The organism is Trichlorobacter thiogenes, from assembly GCF_900167465.1.
GTDB classification, from domain to species: Bacteria; Desulfobacterota; Desulfuromonadia; order Geobacterales; family Pseudopelobacteraceae; genus Trichlorobacter; species Trichlorobacter thiogenes.
In genome coordinates this window covers 152,637-170,846 of record NZ_FUWR01000001.1, presented here as the reverse complement: position 1 = coordinate 170,846, position 18,210 = coordinate 152,637, and the positions used below count along the sequence as shown (strand labels likewise).

Sequence of the window (18,210 nt, the reverse complement as noted above, 5' to 3'; positions counted from 1 at the left end):
ATGAACGTCAAAAATGCAGTTATGGCAGGTGCGCTCATACTATTTGTATCTGGTTGCACCATGGCCCCCAGCTATACCCGGCCTGATGCGCCGGTTACGACCAACTGGCCCAGCGGCGAGGCCTACAAGGCCGAGACTGCCAAGCCGGACCAGAAGCCCCTGTCTGAGGTTCCCTGGCGGGAGTTCTTTATAGAACCCCGCCTGCAAAAGGTAATTGAGCTGGCCCTGGACAACAACCGCGATCTGCGGGTGGCTGCCCTGACCATTGAGAAGACCCGTGCCCAGTACCAGATTCAGCGGGCTGACCTGCTGCCGACGGTTAACGGTACCGCCGGTGCCACTATTCAAAGGGTTCCGGGGGATTTGAACAGTTCCGGTCATGCGGTGATCAACCGGCAATACAACGTAGGTCTTGGAGTCAGTAATTACGAGCTGGACCTGTTTGGGCGGGTGCAGAGTCTGAAGGATCAGGCCCTGCAGCAGTATCTTGCAACAGAACAGGCCCGCAACAGTATCCAGATCAGCCTGGTGGCCGAAACCGCCAATGCCTGGCTGACCCTGGCAGCTGACCGTGAACGGCTGAAGATAGCCCGTGATACCCTGGCAAGTCAGCAGGAATACTACCAGATCATGAAGCATCGCTTTGATGCCGGAATCACCACCGCCCTTGACTTGTATCAGGCTCAGACCGCGGTTGATACGGCCAAGCTGGACAGTGCCCGTTACACCACCCTGGTGGCTCAGGATCAGAACGCCCTTGCCCTGCTGGTGGGCAAAACGGTACCGGCTGACCTGTTGCCAACGGAGCTAGGTACGGTAACGGCGTTGCAGGAAGTTTCGGCAGGACTGCCCTCTGAGGTGTTGTTAAAACGCCCAGATGTCCTGGCCGCTGAACTTCGTCTGAAAGGTGCCAACGCCAATATCGGCGCTGCACGGGCCGCCTTCTTCCCCCGTATCGGCTTAAGTGCCAGCTTTGGTACGGCCAGTGCAAAACTGACCGATCTGTTTCAGCCCGGCTCCGTTGCCTGGAACTTTATGCCCCAGGTCAGTGTGCCGCTGTTCGACACCGGACGGAATATTGCCGGTCTGGATGTCAGCAAGGCAGATCGTGATATCGCCGTGGTCCAGTATGAAAAGGCGATCCAGACCGCTTTTCGTGAGGTTGCTGATACCTTGGCCCAGCGTGGTACCATTAATGAACAGCTGGCTGCCCAGCAGTCGCTGACTGATGCAACAACTGAAAGCTACCGCCTTTCGCAGGCCCGCTACGACAGAGGGGTGGACAACTATTTGGCGGTGATTGTGGCACAACGTTCCCTCTATGCTGCCCAGCAGAATCTGATTACGGTTCGACTGGCCCTTTTAAGCAACCAGACAACTACCTACAAGGTACTGGGAGGCGGGGTAGCAAAGTAAGTTCTGCAGCAGATTGCTAAAAAACGGCATTGCCTTCAAGGTAATGCCGTTTTTTTATTCTTCTGTTTGCGGCAGCAGGAAAGTTGCACTATACTTTCGCCGTCGCACACAGGTTGTAACTCAGGGGGCATCATGTCACAGAACACCATCTATCTAATCGGGGCCGGTATTGCCGGATGCGAAGGTTTAAGTGCCAAGGCGCTGGAGGCCGTGGCATCGGTAGAGGTACTGGTGGGAAGACAGCGCCACCTGGACCGGTTCCCAGATTTTCCAGGCCAAAAGATGGTGCTGGGTGAACTGCCGCCGCTGCTGGCCTTTCTGCAGTCCACCGACAAACGGGTGGCGGTGCTGGCATCTGGTGATCCTAACTTCTTTGGCACCGGTCGCTTTCTGCTGCGTAACTTGCCCAAGGATCGGTTGGAGATCTTTGCCAATGTCACCAGCATGCAGTATGCCTTTGCCCGGATCAAAGAGCCCTGGGATGATGCCATCTTTCTTTCGCTGCAGGGGCGTGGCATGGGGGCCTCGATTGACAAGATTGTGGCAGCGGAAAAGGCCTGTATCCTGACCGATGAGGTGAATACACCGGCAGCCATTGCACGTGGGCTGTTGAATCGTGGCGCTGAAGGGTACGAGGCCTGGGTTTGTGAAGATCTGGGGATGCCTGCCGAAAAGTTTACCCGCACCGATGTTAAAGGGCTGTTGACCCTGCAGCATTCAGAGCTGAACATCCTGATCCTGATCCGTACCTGGGAGCCAAACCTGGCCCAGTATCCGCTGATCGGTATTGAGGATGAGGAATTTGCCTCGTTCAAGAAGCTGTTTACCCGCCAGGAAGTGCGGGCGGTTACCCTGGCCAAGCTGAAGCTGCAGAATGACCTGGTACTGTGGGATATCGGTGCCGGTTCCGGCTCGGTTTCCATTGAGGCATCCAACCTGATCCCCAACGGCAAGCTGTTTGCCATTGAAAAGAACAGCCAGTACGTTACCTTCCTGAAGCAGAACCTGGATAAGTTCTGCGCTCGCAATGTTAAGCTGGTGGAGGCCTATGCGCCGGAAGGGCTGGATGATCTGCCGGACCCTGACCGGGTCTTTATCGGTGGGGCAGGCGGCAATCTGGAGGAGATCCTCGAACAGGTTGACCGGCGGCTGAAGGGGGATGGCCTGATCGTGATCAACGCGGTTACGCTGGATACCCTGACTAAGAGCATTGAGGCGCTTGAGTACCACGGCTATCAGATAGAGGTGGTCTGTATCAACGTCTCCCGTACCAAGCCGTTGACTGAATTCAAGCTGTTTGAGGCTCACAATCCGGTCTATATTATTACCGCCTGGAAAGGTGCCGAATAATTTTGAAACAGCAGTAAGCCGCAAAAGAGCACAAAGATACAAAAGAAAACCAATTCTTAAGCAACCAATTCAATTGGTTTTAAAGGCGGTTTTAACTGTTGTCGTTCCACGTCAATCTTTGTGTTCCTTGCGTTCTTTTGCGGCCAATAGTTTTTATAGATATACTTCATTGCTGGAGTTTCCCATGCCTGACGCCCTGATTACCCGTACCCCCTCTGCCTACGACTATCCTCTGCTGATCAAAAACCTGCTGTTCTGCCCGGTGGTCGATGCCCCGCAGCAGGAGATTGTCTACCGTTCCCATCGCTTTACCTACCGTGATCTGCGGCAGCGGGTGGCCTGTCTGGCCAATGCCCTGACCAGTCTCGGGGTCAAGCGGGGCGATACAGTGGCGGTGATGGACTGGGATTCCCATCGTTACCTGGAATGCTTCTTTGCGGTGCCGATGATAGGTGCGGTGCTGCACACCATCAACGTCAGGCTCTCGCCGGAGCAGATTCTCTACACCATTGACCATGCTGAAGATGATGTGCTGCTGGTCAATAGTGAATTTTTACCGATTCTGGAACAGATCCGGGGCCGGATGGATACGGTTAAAAGTTTTGTGCTGCTGAATGATGAGCCAACAGTGCCTGAAAGCCACATCCCCTTTAGCGGTGAATATGAGGCGTTGCTGGCAGCAGCCTCAGATCAGTTCAACTTTGCTGATTTTGATGAAAACACCCGCGCCACCACCTTTTACACCACTGGTACCACCGGCATGCCCAAGGGGGTCTACTTTAGCCATCGCCAGCTGGTGCTGCATACCATGGGGGTGATGAGTGTACTGGGCTCTGCGGTTGGTCAGGGCAATTTTCATCGCCAGGATGTCTATATGCCGATCACTCCGATGTTCCATGTCCATGCCTGGGGGCTGCCCTACGTGGCCACCATGCTGGGGGTTAAACAGGTCTACCCTGGTCGTTATCTGCCGGATCACCTGCTGGAACTGATTGACAGGGAAAAGGTCACCTTTTCCCACTGCGTCCCCACCATCCTGCATATGCTGCTGAAACATCCCCATGCCGGACGGATGGACCTGTCCGGCTGGAAGGTCATTATCGGCGGGGCAGCCATGTCGCGGGCATTGTGTCTTGATGCGATGCAGCGCGGGATTGACCTGTTTACCGGCTACGGCATGTCCGAGACCTGTCCGATCCTGACCATCTCCCATCTGACGCCGGATATGCTGGAGCTTTCAGCAGAGGAACAGGCGGTTATCCGTTGCAAGACCGGTTGTTCCCTGCCGCTGGTGGATCTGAAGATTGTGGATAGCGCCCGGCAGGAACAGGCTCGCGACGGCAAGAGTGCCGGTGAGATCGTGGTGCGGGCACCCTGGCTGACCCAGGGCTACCTGAAGGATCACAAGGCCTCGGAACGGCTTTGGGAAGGCGGCTACCTGCACACCGGTGATGTGGCGGTGCGGGATGAGCTGGGCTACGTCAAGATCACCGACCGGACCAAGGATGTGCTGAAGGTTTCGGGAGAATGGGTCTCGTCACTGGAGTTGGAGGATATCATTGCTCACCATCCTGGCGTGGCTGAGGTGGCAGTGATCGGCCAGCCCGATGAGAAATGGGGTGAGCGCCCCTTGGCTCTGGTGGTGGCCAAGCCTGATAATGCGGTAACTGAGAAGGAACTGACCCATCTGGTGCGGGAATATGCCGATAAAGGGGTGGTCACCAAGCAGGTGGTGCTGCTGAAGGTTAAGTTGGTGGAGGCGATTGACAAGACCAGCGTGGGTAAGGTCAACAAGGTGGCATTGAGAGAAAAATATCTCTGAAAGAGGTATTTTTCTCTCAATAGGTTGCCTTAAGAATTACATCTCCAGTATCACCGGCAGTACCATCGGCCTGCGTTCAATGCTCTTTTTGAAGAACCGCTTCAAGGTCTGGCGTACAATCTGGCGCACCTCATCCCGGTCAGCCAGAAATTCAACGCTCAGCTCTTTCAGGGCCTCCCTGACCATCTCCTTAGCGGTCTGCAGGTAGGCCTGACTTTCATCCTCAAACACAAAACCTCGTGACACGATCTCCGGGCCGTAGATGAACTCGCCGGTGTGCTGGTTGATCCCGATGATGACCAGCACCATCCCGTCTTCAGCCAGATGGCGGCGATCCTTCAACACCACTTCACCCACATCCCCAACCCCTTTGCCATCCACAAAAACCCGCCCGGTTTCCACGGTTTCTTCAATGCAGGCGGTGTTGTTGTAGAAGCTGACCACCTCGCCATTGACCGCCAGCAGGCAGCGCTCTTCCGGTATCCCCACCTTCATGGCCAGTCTGCGGTGCAGTACCAGATGGCGGTACTCGCCGTGAATCGGCAGGAAAAAGCGGGGCTGGGTGATATTCATCATCAGCTTTAACTCTTCCTGAGAGGCGTGGCCGGAGACATGCACCTCGGATACCTTTTCGTGGTGAACGTCAGCGCCACGGCGGTAGAGGTGGTTAATCAGCTCTGAAATGGTCCGTTCATTACCGGGGATATTACGGGAGGAGAGGATGACGGTGTCACCTTTTTCCAGCTTGATCTGTTTGTGATCGTCCATGGCGATCCGCACCAGGGCTGACATCGGCTCCCCCTGGCTGCCGGTGGAGATGATGCAGACCTGTTCAGGTGGCAGGTGGTTCAACTCCCGGATATCCATCAGCAGGTCGTCGCTAATGGTCAGGTAACCCAGGTTGCGGGCTATCCGCACGTTGTTGACCATGGAGCGGCCATTGAGCAACACCTTGCGGCCACTGGCAGCAGCCACATCAGCCACCTGCTGGACGCGATGGATGTTGCTGGAAAAAGCAGCCACAATGATCCGGCCCTTGCATTTGGGGAACAGGTCGCCCAATGCCTCCCCCACGTAACGCTCAGAGATGGTGTAGCCTTCCCGTTCCACATTGGTGGAGTCGGACAGTAGCGCCAGCACCCCTTGATCGCCGTAGCGGGCAAAGGTGCCCAGGTCAGTGACCTCGCCATCAACCGGGGTCTGGTCCAGCTTGAAGTCGCCGGTATGGATCACCACCCCCTCTGGTGAACGGATCGCCAGGGCGCAGCCATCCACCACCGAGTGGGCCACCCGGATGAATTCAATTTGGAAGCAACCCAGGGTGACGGTATCCCGGGGCTGCACCGGGTTCAGGTCTGCCTCGACCTTGTATTCCAGCAGTTTGCCTTCCAGAATTCCCAGGGTCAGGGCGGTGCCGTAGATGGGGGTCGGGAATTCACGCAGCAGGAACGGCAGGGCACCAATATGGTCTTCATGACCGTGGGTCAGCAGGATGCCGCGCAGCTTGTCGGCCCGTTCTCGCAGCCAGCTGAAGTCAGGGATGACATAGTCCACCCCCGGCATGTCGGCATCAGGAAACATCAGGCCGGCATCCACCAGAATCAGGTCATCACCATATTCATAGGCCATGCAGTTTATGCCGATCTCACCCAGGCCGCCCAATGCCACTATCCGCAGAGGCGAATTCGAACGGGGAGCGGCGTTGGCTTCGTCAGAGGCTCCTTGACGTACTGCTGGGTACGCCTGCGTTGCCTCTTCCTTGCCGCCTTGCTCGCCGCCCGAATACACCGCTGCCGTTTCTTTACTGTCAGCATTCATGGTTGATTTCCTTTGCGTATCGGCACCAGTGCCGCAATCTTTTTATCGCAGCGGCTGATCCAGTCTGCGCCGGGCTGTCGTAGCCAGCGGGTGCCATAGAAGGCGCTGCGCAGAGAGCGGTAGGCAGCCAGCGCCTGATCAATATCGCCGCGACGTTCGGCAGCTTCGCCTAATGCCCAGATGCGGGTCGCAGACGCTTCAATGCGGGATGAGAAGGGGAGGTACATCCTGATGGCTGATTCATAGCCGGTCAGGGCCACCATGAAATCACCTGCTTTTTCACCCTTGACCCCTTCAAGATACTGGGTCTTCTGGCGGTGATTAACGTTGGCAATCAGCAGTAGCATACTCAGTAGCAGAGCGGTCAGGATGGTAATCAGGGGGCGGGCCATCGGTTACTCCTGAAAAAAACGGGGCAGGAAGGTAAGCAGCGCTCCCAGCATCAGCATGATAATACCCAGCAGTACCACCAGACTTGGCAGCAGGTTGCGGGGAGAAGGCCAGCGGTGGGCAGCAGGAAATCCCCAGCCACAGGCTGCCAGACCGGCCAGAATAAGCAACAGGTACTGGGGACCCTTCATGTCAGACCACCGACAATGGCGGTATGGACCTGCTGCATCAACAGATCCTCTGTTTCTGCCCTTTTCAGGCCTGTCGGCAGGGTGATCGGCGCATGAATCCTGAGTTGCACCGCACGGCCAAGGTTCAGCCCCAGGCTGCCACCGGGATTGATGGCAAAGCTACCCACAATACTGACCGGTACCACCGGTACGCCGGCTTTAACCGCCAACAGAAAGCCGCCCCGCTTGAATGGCAGGAGTTGGCCATCCCGTGTGCGGGTCCCTTCCGGGAAGAGGATAACACTGGTGCCGTTTCTGATCTGGCTGGCTGCTTCATCCATGCTTTTTAACGCCTTGCGGCCATCGCCACGATCAAGCGGGATATAACCTCCTCGTCGCATAGACCAGCCAAAGACCGGAATGGAGAAGAGTTCTTTTTTGGCGATCCAGGAAAGAGGGCGGGGGAAATAGCCCTGCATGGCCAGAATATCAAAATTGCTGGCATGGTTGCTCATCACGATGATCGGGCCATCAGGGAGCTGTTCCTCGCCAACGACGGTCATGGTGATGCCGGCCATGGTAATGCCCAGGCGACCCCAAAAACGGGCAAACCACGCGTAATAACGGCGCTCCAGCAGCGTAGACAGGATTGCTGCAGCAGCAAGCAGAAAGGTCAGGGGAAAGAAAACAGACATATAAAGCAAGCCACGGATCAGCGCCACAGAGAGACTCCCTAAAAAATGCTGCGGAAGTGTAGCTATTTTAGGCGGTAAGGTCAAGCTGCACCCGATTGTCTTGCGCCGTTACCGGCAGGATGCTATATAAGGCACCACGCCGTAACATTCAGGAGGGTTTCATGGCAAGTCTTAATAAAGTTATGCTGATCGGAAATTTGGGTAAAGATCCAGAGGTGCGCTACACCACCTCAGGTCAGGCAGTTGCAAGTTTTAACCTGGCCACCAGTGAAAAGTTCAAGAACAAGAGCGGTGACTGGGAAGAACGGACTGAATGGCACCGGGTGACCCTGTGGGGAAAGCTTGCTGAAATTGCTGGTGAATATCTGGCAAAAGGCAAGACCGTCTATATTGAAGGCCGTCTGCAGACCCGTAAGTGGACTGACCGGGACGGCAATGATAAATATACCACCGAGATTGTTGGCGATAAGATGCAGATGCTGGGTGGTAAGGGTGATGGCGCTGGCAGTGGTGGTGGTGGCGGAGCACGTCGTCCAGCTGCCGGTGGGGTGGCCGATACCACGGTAAGTTATGATGAACCACCGTTCCAGGATGATGATATTCCATTTTAATGGAACCCTTTTGGATCTGTTTAAAACAGAGCATAAGACTTCGGTTTTATGCTCTGTTTGTCTTTACAGAGAGTTCTTAAGTGCTATGCTGTAAAAGGAAATTTTTACCAGTCTGGTGAAATCATTAATCTGAATGAGGATTTGCCATGAGTGACCAGAATGATACACAGCCGTCTATATCCGAACCATCTGCAGTAGCGTCTGAAGAGACTGACAAGGCTACCCTATCAACTTTGGAAGCAGAACTGTCAACTGATATGTCCCCTTCGGAACAGGAATCTGCTGCGGCTGACGATACTGCATCTGATCCGGATATCGAGGTGCCACCTTCTGTTGAGCCTGTTCCACAGCCAGAGCTGGACGGCAAGGAGGCTGAAGGGCTGACACCTGTTATGACAGATGGCGAGAAACCGTCTGTGATTGAATCTGAGCAACAGCTAAAACAGACTGAAGATGATGACGAGGATGGTGATGAACTGCCACTGGCAACATCGGCTGCAGAGACAATGTCTCTATCGGAGCGTTTTAATGCCAGAGCCGAGATAGAGGATGATCTGCAGCGTGCAGAGAATGAGATGACCTACCTCAGGGAGCAGATTCGTCAGGACCCGACTGTGCTGGCAGCGGTTCAGGATCAGCAGAGCAAGCTGGAATACATCGCATCCACAGCCTTTGACGTAAGTGAAAAGGTTACGGAACTGTCTAAGGCCGTCGCCGTCTTGACCGTGCAACTGCAAAAGGTGTCAGAGGAAACAGAGCGGACCGTGGCCTGGTCTGAGTCCACCAGACTGGTCAGCCCGCTTTCAAAGACATTTTTGATACTTGCAATTGTGGTGCTTGTAGCCCTGCTGGGTGGGGTGGGGTATCTTGGTGTCAGTCAGATGCAGTTGCAGCAACGGCAGGATAAGGTCTCCCACCTGGCAATCCAGGCGGTAGAGGCCCAGAACAAGCGTCAGGCTGAGTTTGATAAGCAGTTTGCAACACTGGTTGGCAGTGAGCTCAAGCATGAGCGGGAGACCATCAATAAGGAATCAATCCAGAGCAAACTTAACCGTCTCCGTGGAGGTGCTGCTGAACAGCGTCTGCTGAGAAAAAGTAGTGGTGACTGGTTGCTTCCGAAAGGTAAAACAGAAGAGCTGATCACGGATCATGACCTGATAGAGCAGTTGAATCAGCTGTTTGAAAAATCAGGCCGATCGCTGACAACCCATCCATCACTGCCGCCCCATAAAGTAATCTCGATTCTAAAGCCGAACGGTAAGGGCGGTACGGATCTGGTGGTGACTAAAGAGACGGTGCCGTAATGGGCTGTAACGTACCGGCATGGCTGCCTTAATAACATTGATTCCTTTTCTGCAGGGGCTTCGCTGGCGATATGCCATCGGAGCCTTTCTGCTGGTGCTGACCAACGGCTGTGCCCTGCTGATCCCCTGGCTGCTGAAGCTGGTGATTGACGGGTTGCAGCATCCTGATCAGGTGGCTCTCTCATCAAGCCGGGCAGCGGCTCTGATCGCACTGGTCGCTGCCGGGTATGCCCTGGTTAGAATCTTCTCCCGGACCGTGGTGCTGAATGCTGCACGGTTACTTGAGTTTCAGATCCGGGAAGCGCTGTTTGCCCGGTTGCTGACCCTTGATCTGGGTTATTTTTCTCGTGAACGGACCGGTGACATCCTCTCCCGCTTTGCCAATGACCTGACTAATGTACGGATGCTGACCGGTTTTGGGGTTATGAGTCTCCTGAACACAACGGTGATTTATCTGGCCGGCATCTGGCTGATGGTGCGGATCAACCCCTGCCTGACTCTGGCTGCAGTGGCTCCACTACCGCTGATGGTGCTGGCGGTGCGTGCCATGAGCAGCAGGATTTTTTCCGTCTCTCGGCAGGCGCAGGATGAGCTTGCCCGGCTTTCCAGTCTGACCGAGGAATCAGTCGGGGCTATCCGGCTGATCAAGAGTTATTGCCGCGAGGCGTCTGTTGCAGAGCAGTTTGACTGTATTTCAGGGCAATGTCTTGCAAAGAATCTTGAACTGGCACGGCTGCGCGGGTTGGTAATGCCGATCATGGCGCTGGCAACCGGGGCTGGCACCTTGGCCGTGCTCTATCTTGGCGGGCGGTTGGTGATAACCGGCCAGATCAGCCTGGGGCAGTTTGTTGCTTTTTCCGGCTATCTGGCGCTCTTGGCCTGGCCCACAGCGGTGCTGGGCTGGATCTTGACTCTGGTTCAGCGGGGTGCCGCCTCCATGGCTCGTCTGAATGAGCTGTTGCAAAGTAGTCCGGCTGTGGTGGAAAGACCTGATGCCGGACAGGCCGATGGCCTGGGGCAGGGGCTTGAGGCACGGGGACTGTGCTTCAGCTATGGAGACCGGCAGATACTGCATGATATCTGCTTTACCATTACCCCAGGCGAGCGGGTCGGGATCACCGGACCGGTGGGTTGCGGTAAATCAACCCTGCTGCGTCTGATGCCGCGTCTGTTGCCACTGGCTGACGGCATGTTGTTCGTTGATGGTCAGGACGTGAATGGGCTGGAACTGGCTTCATTGCGGCGGTTGATCGGCTATCTGCCACAGGAAACAGCGCTTTTCTCGCGGAGCATTGCAGATAACGTTGCCTACGGTGGTACTGGCTCTCTGGAATTGGCGTTGCAACGGGCCGGACTTGTCTCAGACCTGCAGGGGTTCAGTGCCGGACTTGCCACGGTGGTAGGGGAGCGAGGGGTGACGCTTTCAGGTGGGCAGCGTCAACGGGTGGCCTTGGCTCGGGCGCTGGTGCGAGAACCGAAATTACTGCTTTTGGATGACCCGTTGGCCTCCGTGGATGCCGGTCGAGAAGAAGAAATACTGGAGGCTTTGGCTGAAAGCTGGCAGGACAAGACGGTGCTGATGGTCTCACAGCGTCTGTCGGCCTTTCGGGATTGCCAGCGGATACTGGTGCTTGATGAAGGCAGGATTGTGGAACAGGGCACGCCTTCTGAGCTGTTACAGCTGGGTGGGCGGTATGCCGAGCTAGCCAGGATGCAGGGGGGCTTGAAGCAAGGGTGAAGGGTGAAGTTAGAAGGGGTATCCTAGACCCACGTAGACTGCTGGCCCATCCTTGCCTACTCCCACATCAACACGACCAACAATATTGGGGCGCACGGTAGCCCTGAAGCCGATGCCGGGGTTGAACTCAAAATTCCGTGAGCTGGCTTTGTCAAATCTCTCCATCACGGCTCCAAGATCAATAAAGGGGGCCAGTTCCCAATCAGCGGTTACATTAAAGATCTCCCAGCGGAACAGACGGATACGTTCTTCCAGGTTCAAGAGCAGAAAGCTGTTGTCGATAAAGCGGTTTCTGCCATAGCCCCGCAGTGTGTTTTCCCCACCCAGGATACTTTGTTCAAGAAATGGTACCTTACTGTTGTCCGTATCCCCCAAGGTCTGATTGTACATCAGCCTGAAGACGGAGATGAATCGTTTTGCCTCATCATGGGGGACGTAGCCCTTTAACTCTACCTCATAGTGGCGATAGTCCTCTGCACCACCTAATGCCTTGATGGTGGGCTCAAAGGTGATCCGGGCATAGCCGCCATAGGTGGGCAGTGTCTTGCTGTCGTAGCTGCTGTAAATCAGTGAGATGCGCGGGGCATGGGTAGTAAAACCATCCACCCCTGGAACATCCTGCTGTGAAAATTTGTCGGTGATGAACGGTACTGATTTGATGGCACCCTGGCTGATGGAGACCGAGCGGAAGCGGTGCCCCAGTTCCAGATAGTAGCGCCGCCCAAGAAACCAGGTGGCAGACAGGTTATAGGTGATCTCACGGTTGGTATAGTTGGTCTCCAGCTCATTGGGGGTACGGGCATGGAAGCCAAAGAAACGGGAAGAACCATCGGCAAACCAGCCCAGAAAGCCTTTCAGTTCAAGATTGCCGTTCAGAAAGCTGGTGTCACGTATTCTGGCCTCATAATCAAAATTTTTCTTTTGTGATTGCGAAAGGTTGAATTCGATATTCTGCTCAGCGGTGGGATTGACGGAGCCATACAGGGTGCCGGTAAAACCAAAGTTTTTGTTGTGGTTAATCTGGGGGGCCAGCAGCGAATAGACTTCATCCTTCTGGTTGTGGATCAGGAAGGCCGACAGGGCGCCGGCGGTAATCCCCTCATTGGGAGAGGTGGCAATCACTGGCAACGGCACCGTCACCACCTTGACCTGCTCACCGCAGGATTCGTTGGTGATCAAGGGCAGATCAGCACGGGGTATGACTGTGGTGCAGCCGCTTAAAACGAGAATAAATGCAAGGGTATATGCAAGTCCGGAAAAATAGTTCCGAAACGTTTTGCTATGAGAAGGTAGAGTTTTCATCGAGGAGGTTCTACACCGCCTGCAGGAGGGTGTCAATATTTTCAGAGATCAGATGGCCTCCTTGCAAGAGCAGGGGTTTGCTGGTACTCTGGCAACACTTTCCCTCAGTCGGAGTTGTCTGATGAACCTGAATACCCGCCTGGTCTTGATCATGATATCGCTGCTGGTACTGGCGGGGGTGACGCTTTTTACCCTTAACCAGTTCTCCCAGACCGCTTTGGTACATGAAATTCAGGAGAGTTCCCGAGAAATATCAAAGGCGGTGCAGCTTAGTATTGCGGATTTGACCTCTGAAACAGAAACCTCCAGACTTTCGGACTATTTTGAGGGCGCCCGTCAAAAAGGGATTAACGAGATCAATATCATCAACAGTGAAGGGGAGATCATTGATTCCACCAATCCTGAAAAAATTGGCAAACTGAAAGACCTGAAAAAGCTGGAAAAAGGGGTCAGGTCAGCCCCACGTAAGGCTGAGGGCGGTACAATCCTTTCTCAAAAACCGTATGATGTGGTGGTGCCGGTTATTGTTGGTGATGAACATCTGGGCTATGTACAGGTTAATATGTTGCTGGATAACATCCAGAGTATCCAGCATTCCAATTTTATCAAGCGGTTGGCGGCAACCGGTATGGTCTTTACGGTTGGCATCGCCTTTTCAATCTATCTTTCCCGACGTTATACTGATCCGATCCACCGGCTGGTGCAGGATTTTAAAAAGGTATCCAGCGGCGATCTGTCGGTTACCATTCCTGTTGAAAGCACTGACGAGGTTGGCGAGCTTGCCAAGGGCTTTAACGAAATGGTGGAGAAGCTGCGAGAGCGGGAGGTTCTGGAGAAGCGTCTGTACGAGGCAGAGCATCTCTCAAAGGTAGGACAGTTGGCCTCAGGCATTGCCCATGAAATTCGTAACCCGCTGAATTATATCAGTCTGGCCATTGATCACCTGCGTAGCGAAGTGGTTGAGCAGTGTCCTGAGCGGGCCGATGAGGTGACTGCGCTGGCCGATAAAATTCGGGAAGAGGTTCGCCGTGCTAACTACATGGTGATTAACTTTATGAATTACGGCCGTCCTCTGAAGCTGCGTAAGAGTGAGATAACGTACGAGCAGTTGCTGGAGCGGACCCTTTCGGTGTTATATGAACGTTTGGCTGAGCAGAAGGTGACGGTTGAGAAGAGGATTGCCGCTGATCTGCCGGTGTTGTCACTTGATCCAGAATTGATGCGTAATTGTATTACCAACTTTATTACCAATGCGGCCCAGGCCATGTCCCATGGAGGCATAATTGTACTGGGAGCAGAGCTTGATCAAGAGTCTGGCTGGGTGCGGCTTGATTTTAAGGATCAGGGCTGCGGCATTGCTGAAGAAGATCTTGAAAAGGTCTTTCAACCCTACTTTACCACCAAGGATGTGGGGATTGGTCTGGGATTGGCCATCACCGAACGGATTGTAAAGGCCCATGGTGGCGAAATACTGGTGGCCAGCAGCCCCGGTGAAGGAACCACGTTTACCGTACGGTTGCCGATGGAGGACGCAAAGGGATGAACGGAAGCATTCTGATTGTCGATGATGAAAAAGGTCAGCGCGAAATTCTGACCATGATTCTGCAGGGGGTCGGTTATGACACTGCTGAAGCCCCCGGTGTAGAGGAAGCACTTGCCCTGTTGGGTAAACGGGAGTTCGATCTAGTTCTGACCGATTTGAAGATGCAGGGACAGTCCGGGCTGGACCTGCTTGAGCAGGTCATGGCCGATGATCCACAGCAGTGTGTGATTATGATGACCGCCCATGGCACGGTGGATTCTGCCGTAGGGGCCATGAAGCGCGGTGCTTTTGATTATCTGGAAAAGCCGCTTGAGCGGGAAAATCTGCTGTTAACCCTGAAGCGGGCCTTTGAACGGATTACTCTGGTGCGGGAAAACCGGGTGCTGCAAAAGCGGGTCGCTGAGATTGAGCGGATTCCTTCGATTATTGGTGAACATCCAAAAATGAAAGAGGTTTACCGGGTTGTCACCAAGATCGCTGCCACCTCCTCAACCGTATTGGTCTATGGAGAGTCAGGTACCGGTAAGGAGTTAGTGGCTCGTGCCGTGCATGACCGTTCCCCCCGTAAAGGTCAGCCGTTTATGGCCATTAACTGCGCTGCCATACCGGAAACCCTGATCGAGAGTGAACTGTTTGGACATGAAAAAGGAAGTTTCACCGGCGCCAATGCCCGTGAGATTGGTATTCTGGAGGCAGCCAACGGAGGTACGGTTTTCCTGGATGAAATCGGCGAGATGAACGTCTCCATGCAGGCCAAGCTGTTGCGTGCCATCCAGGAAAAAGAGATCCGCCGGGTGGGAGGTAAGATCAACTTGCCGCTGGATGTGCGGATTATTTCAGCAACCAACCGGGATCTTGAACAGGAGATAAAAAAAGGGGCCTTCCGTGAAGATCTCTACTATCGCCTGAATGTGATTCGGATCAACCTGCCGCCACTGCGGGAGCGTGGCAGTGATATCGCCACCCTGGCAAATTTCTTTGTGGTAAAATACCGTGAGGCTTCAGGGATCGCTGTTGAAGGGATGTCCAAGCCAGCCCTTAAACAGCTGATGAACTACACCTGGCCGGGCAACGTGCGTCAGCTGGAGTCGGTAATCGAGCGGGCCGTTCTGATGGCAGAGGGCAGCATCATCCAGCCGGAGGACCTGCCGAGTGAGATCAGTAGTCTGTCCGAAGGGGCTATGGTCCCCTTTGAACTGCCGCCGGAAGGGATTAATTTTGAAGAAATGGAAAAGGCTTTGATCCTGAAAGCCATGGAGCGGGCCGACTGGGTGATCGGCAAGGCGGCACCTATTTTAGGGCTTTCCTATAAAACATTGCAATATCGGATTGATAAGCATGGGATTGAGAAGCCGGAAAAAAGGCGATAGGGTTTAACTAAATAAGATAAACTGCCGAAAAGTATACTGCACCCTATTGGAAGGAGGGTATAGGTATGAGTTCACTATTTGACCAAAGTTCTGATGCCATTTTCTCTGGGGCGCTTTCTGCCCAGAGCCAAAGGACTAATCTTGCTAACTACGCTCTACAGCAGGCTGCGTATCATCTGCAAAACAATAATAATGAATCGGCAATTAAGGAGTTTAAAAAAGCACTGGCATTTGATCCTGAAAATGATACGGCCCATACCTATTTGGGTAATATTTACCTTTCTCAAGATAAAACAAAGGAAGCAATTAAAGAGTTTAAGGAATCAGTGCGGCTGCAGCCGCTCTCGGTCAACTCGCTGGTGAACCTTGGCAATGCCTATCTGCAGGATAAAAACTATACTGAAGCAGAGAAATCGCTAAAAAAAGCAGCCCGGATGGATCCACTGAACCCTGTACCGGATTATACATTGGGCCATCTGTACTTGAATACTGATCGACTTAATGAAGCAGAGGCTCAGTTCAGAAAAGCGGAGAAAATTTCACCAAGGGACGGAAACGTCTTCTATAGCTTGGGGACATTGTATAACAAGCAGGGCAAATATGAAGAGGCTGCAAAAAATCTTGAAAAAGCTCTAACACTTAAAAAAAACTTTTCTTCAGCCAACTATGAGTTGGGAGTTGCTTATCATGGCATGGGCGAGACTGACAAGGCTCAGGAACAGCTAAGTATACTTAATAGCACGGATTATTCGCTGGCTCAAGATCTTAAGTATGTCATCAATAAGCCCAAAATAGTCAGCATGGATACCGCAAAGAGCGGTGGTTTTGTTGAGTTGCTGGGGGCTGGCACTCCGCTCTGGGCTTTGGATCCGACACTGCTTGAACCGGACAGCTCCAAGGAATTCTCAATTACCTTCACTTTTTCTGAAAAGATGGACATCGCCTCGGTAAGTAACCCGCTCAACTGGTCGATTACGCGCGCCAAAGGTGGTACGGCAGGCTATTATAATAATACCATGCCGGTTACCTCAAAAGAGGCTTCAATACCCAAATTTCCACTTTCGGTTACCTATAATGATCTAACCAATGAAGCGACAATAAAATTCCGTCTGAACCAAAATTCAGACGGAACAGCCACCATTGATCCCTCACATCTGGTCTTTTCGTTTAAGGGCAAAGATGCTTCCGGGCGGAGTATGGACAGCTCTGCAGATGAAATAGATGGTTATGCACTGAAGGCATTCTGATAACGCGTTAAGGAGAGGCATGTGAACAGCATCGTGGTTTCTGAATCACTATCACAAGAAGAAGGGGCGCTCTATGACCGCCTTTCCGCATCCGTTCAAGGAATGCCCAAGCAGGAAGCAATTTTAAAGGTAAAAGAGTTTCTGGTGACATTTCCTTCTTTTGCCTTGGCCCACAACGATCTCGGGGTGCTGTATCACCAGTCCGGCAACCCTACACTAGCCTTGGCCCACTATGAAAAGGCGGCCAGACTTCAGCCTGATAATACACTATTACGTAAAAACCTCGCTGACTTCTATGCCGTAGAGCTGGGTTGGATTGAAGATGCGGTTGATATCTATCTTGAGGTTGTTAAACGCAACCCACGTGATATTGAGGCGTTGATCGCATTAGGACAGCTGGGCACTGCCATGGCTGGTTCAGGACGTTTAGATACGTCATCGGCGCACTTTCAGGTCGAGATGACAACGCCAGCCTTTTCACTGCCGCCGGAGACACCGCAAAAAAGCGAAGAAGAGTTGTATCAGGATGCTCAAAAGTCCATTAGTCAGGGCGACTTGGCCGCTGCCCGTGAACAGCTTGAACTGCTGGCAGCACGCTATCCCGGCAATGCGCTGTATCAGAATGATCTGGGCGTTATCCGCTACAAGTCGGGTGATTGTCAAGCTGCACAACGGCATTATGAAGATGCACACAGACTGCAACCAGACAACAGCATTTTTGCAAGAAACCTGGCGGATCTGTATTTTGCCGAATTGAACATGATCGATGAGGCAATTCATATCTATCTGGAACTGCTTCATAATCAGCCCCGCGATGTTGAAACACTGATAAATATTGGGCATATCTGCAGTTCTGTCGGTCGCCCGGATGAGGCTAAAAGTTTCTATCGTCGAGCACTTGAGATAGAACCCTGGAATACGGATGCACGTCAGGCACTGGCAGGCCTGCAGCAAACCGTGCAGCAGCAACCACTCACCCAACCGGTTAAATCTGTGGATGAGCTGATTACTGAGGCACGTGCACTTATGCCACAGGGGGAATATTTAGCGGCCCGAAACCTTTTGGAACAGGCCATTGCCCAGAATCCATACAATGCGGTTGCCCATAATGACCTGGGGGTGGTGGCTTACAGCATGGGAGATGTTGGCGCTGCGCAGGTGGCCTACGAGCAGGCGGTTAAACTGGACCCGGCAAATAACAACTTTCGTAAGAACCTGGCAGACCTGTACTTCGTAGCAGTCGGTCGGCCTGATGACGCCATTTATATCTATCTTCATCTGTTCCGGCAAAATCCTCGTGATATTGAAATTCTGTCTGCCCTTGGGCAGATCTGCCAGGCTGTCGGACGCCCGGATGAGGCCAGGAGTTTCTACAGGCGTGCGCTGGAAGTTGAACCGTGGAACTGTGAAGTGAGAGAAATGTTACAACGGTAG

General features: G+C 53.4%; 15 protein-coding genes. 10 read left to right on the top strand and 5 right to left on the bottom strand.

Going from position 1 to position 18,210, the window contains the following annotated elements; translation table 11 throughout:
• From adeC to B5D39_RS00765, 3 genes are all read left to right on the top strand, one after another.
• Nucleotides 1–1,416 carry an AdeC/AdeK/OprM family multidrug efflux complex outer membrane factor gene (gene adeC, locus B5D39_RS00775; protein WP_139366637.1) on the top strand — a complete coding sequence of 472 codons (1,416 nt, stop codon included), beginning with the start codon at nt 1–3 and terminating at the stop codon, nt 1,414–1,416.
• A gap of 132 nt (nt 1,417–1,548) precedes the next feature.
• The gene (cbiE, locus tag B5D39_RS00770) at nt 1,549–2,766 is read left to right on the top strand and encodes a precorrin-6y C5,15-methyltransferase (decarboxylating) subunit CbiE (RefSeq protein WP_078788472.1); all 1,218 of its coding nucleotides are present in this window, start codon (nt 1,549–1,551) and stop codon (nt 2,764–2,766) included.
• Between the two features lie 184 nt (nt 2,767–2,950).
• Nucleotides 2,951–4,588 carry a fatty acid--CoA ligase gene (locus tag B5D39_RS00765; RefSeq protein ID WP_078788471.1) on the top strand — a complete coding sequence of 546 codons (1,638 nt, stop codon included), beginning with the start codon at nt 2,951–2,953 and terminating at the stop codon, nt 4,586–4,588.
• A gap of 36 nt (nt 4,589–4,624) precedes the next feature.
• On the opposite strand, the gene B5D39_RS00760 is transcribed toward B5D39_RS00765, so the two are convergent.
• From B5D39_RS00760 to B5D39_RS00745, 4 genes are read right to left on the bottom strand one after another with little or no spacing between them, the layout of a single operon-like run.
• Nucleotides 4,625–6,406 carry a ribonuclease J gene (locus B5D39_RS00760; protein WP_139366636.1) on the bottom strand — a complete coding sequence of 594 codons (1,782 nt, stop codon included), beginning with the start codon at nt 6,404–6,406 and terminating at the stop codon, nt 4,625–4,627.
• On the bottom strand, nt 6,403–6,798 hold the full coding sequence (locus tag B5D39_RS00755) for a hypothetical protein (RefSeq protein ID WP_078788470.1): 396 nt from the start codon (nt 6,796–6,798) through the stop codon (nt 6,403–6,405). Before B5D39_RS00755 ends, B5D39_RS00760 begins: the two co-directional genes overlap by 4 nt.
• Nucleotides 6,799–6,801: 3 nt before the next feature.
• Nucleotides 6,802–6,987, bottom strand: a complete 186-nt coding sequence (locus B5D39_RS00750; protein ID WP_078788469.1) for a hypothetical protein — start codon at nt 6,985–6,987, stop codon at nt 6,802–6,804.
• The gene (locus B5D39_RS00745; RefSeq protein WP_139366635.1) at nt 6,984–7,688 is read right to left on the bottom strand and encodes a lysophospholipid acyltransferase family protein; all 705 of its coding nucleotides are present in this window, start codon (nt 7,686–7,688) and stop codon (nt 6,984–6,986) included. The genes B5D39_RS00750 and B5D39_RS00745 overlap by 4 nt, the downstream gene beginning before the upstream one ends.
• 134 nt (nt 7,689–7,822) lie before the next feature.
• Here B5D39_RS00745 and B5D39_RS00740 point away from each other — a divergent pair, with 134 nt between their 5' ends.
• The 3 genes from B5D39_RS00740 (at nt 7,823) to B5D39_RS00730 (ending at nt 11,314) form a co-directional block, all read left to right on the top strand.
• On the top strand, nt 7,823–8,272 hold the full coding sequence (locus tag B5D39_RS00740; protein WP_078788468.1) for a single-stranded DNA-binding protein: 450 nt from the start codon (nt 7,823–7,825) through the stop codon (nt 8,270–8,272).
• A gap of 146 nt (nt 8,273–8,418) precedes the next feature.
• On the top strand, nt 8,419–9,576 hold the full coding sequence (locus B5D39_RS00735) for a hypothetical protein (RefSeq protein ID WP_078788467.1): 1,158 nt from the start codon (nt 8,419–8,421) through the stop codon (nt 9,574–9,576).
• A gap of 19 nt (nt 9,577–9,595) precedes the next feature.
• Complete coding sequence (locus B5D39_RS00730; RefSeq protein ID WP_078788466.1) at nt 9,596–11,314, top strand: ABC transporter ATP-binding protein; 1,719 nt, start codon at nt 9,596–9,598, stop codon at nt 11,312–11,314.
• Between the two features lie 9 nt (nt 11,315–11,323).
• Here B5D39_RS00730 and B5D39_RS00725 read toward each other — a convergent pair whose 3' ends face one another.
• A complete protein-coding gene (locus B5D39_RS00725) occupies nt 11,324–12,616 on the bottom strand; it encodes a BamA/TamA family outer membrane protein (RefSeq protein ID WP_078788465.1) in 1,293 nt (430 codons plus the stop codon).
• A 121-nt stretch (nt 12,617–12,737) separates the two neighbouring features.
• Between B5D39_RS00725 and B5D39_RS00720 the strand changes: the two genes are divergently transcribed.
• The 4 genes from B5D39_RS00720 to B5D39_RS00705 all read left to right on the top strand — a co-directional run bounded on the left by B5D39_RS00720 (nt 12,738) and on the right by B5D39_RS00705 (nt 18,210).
• Nucleotides 12,738–14,159, top strand: a complete 1,422-nt coding sequence (locus tag B5D39_RS00720) for a sensor histidine kinase (protein WP_078788965.1) — start codon at nt 12,738–12,740, stop codon at nt 14,157–14,159.
• On the top strand, nt 14,156–15,529 hold the full coding sequence (locus B5D39_RS00715) for a sigma-54-dependent transcriptional regulator (protein ID WP_078788464.1): 1,374 nt from the start codon (nt 14,156–14,158) through the stop codon (nt 15,527–15,529). The genes B5D39_RS00720 and B5D39_RS00715 overlap by 4 nt, the downstream gene beginning before the upstream one ends.
• A gap of 65 nt (nt 15,530–15,594) precedes the next feature.
• Nucleotides 15,595–16,776 (top strand): tetratricopeptide repeat protein, encoded by a 1,182-nt coding sequence (locus B5D39_RS00710; RefSeq protein WP_078788463.1) that lies wholly within the window; start codon nt 15,595–15,597, stop codon nt 16,774–16,776.
• 21 nt (nt 16,777–16,797) lie between these two features.
• Nucleotides 16,798–18,210: a tetratricopeptide repeat protein gene (locus B5D39_RS00705; RefSeq protein WP_078788462.1), complete on the top strand. Its 1,413-nt coding sequence runs from the start codon at nt 16,798–16,800 to the stop codon at nt 18,208–18,210.

Excerpts from the sequence above, each read along its gene's own strand:
- adeC (WP_139366637.1), top strand. The coding sequence starts at position 1 with ATGAACGTCAAAAATGCAGTTATGGCAGGTGCGCTCATACTATTTGTA.
- cbiE (WP_078788472.1), top strand. The coding sequence starts at position 1,549 with ATGTCACAGAACACCATCTATCTAATCGGGGCCGGTATTGCCGGATGC.
- B5D39_RS00765 (WP_078788471.1), top strand. The coding sequence starts at position 2,951 with ATGCCTGACGCCCTGATTACCCGTACCCCCTCTGCCTACGACTATCCT.
- B5D39_RS00760 (WP_139366636.1), bottom strand. The coding sequence starts at position 6,406 with ATGAATGCTGACAGTAAAGAAACGGCAGCGGTGTATTCGGGCGGCGAG.
- B5D39_RS00755 (WP_078788470.1), bottom strand. The coding sequence starts at position 6,798 with ATGGCCCGCCCCCTGATTACCATCCTGACCGCTCTGCTACTGAGTATG.
- B5D39_RS00750 (WP_078788469.1), bottom strand. The coding sequence starts at position 6,987 with ATGAAGGGTCCCCAGTACCTGTTGCTTATTCTGGCCGGTCTGGCAGCC.
- B5D39_RS00740 (WP_078788468.1), top strand. The coding sequence starts at position 7,823 with ATGGCAAGTCTTAATAAAGTTATGCTGATCGGAAATTTGGGTAAAGAT.
- B5D39_RS00735 (WP_078788467.1), top strand. The coding sequence starts at position 8,419 with ATGAGTGACCAGAATGATACACAGCCGTCTATATCCGAACCATCTGCA.
- B5D39_RS00730 (WP_078788466.1), top strand. The coding sequence starts at position 9,596 with ATGGCTGCCTTAATAACATTGATTCCTTTTCTGCAGGGGCTTCGCTGG.
- B5D39_RS00725 (WP_078788465.1), bottom strand. The coding sequence starts at position 12,616 with ATGAAAACTCTACCTTCTCATAGCAAAACGTTTCGGAACTATTTTTCC.
- B5D39_RS00720 (WP_078788965.1), top strand. The coding sequence starts at position 12,738 with ATGAACCTGAATACCCGCCTGGTCTTGATCATGATATCGCTGCTGGTA.
- B5D39_RS00715 (WP_078788464.1), top strand. The coding sequence starts at position 14,156 with ATGAACGGAAGCATTCTGATTGTCGATGATGAAAAAGGTCAGCGCGAA.
- B5D39_RS00710 (WP_078788463.1), top strand. The coding sequence starts at position 15,595 with ATGAGTTCACTATTTGACCAAAGTTCTGATGCCATTTTCTCTGGGGCG.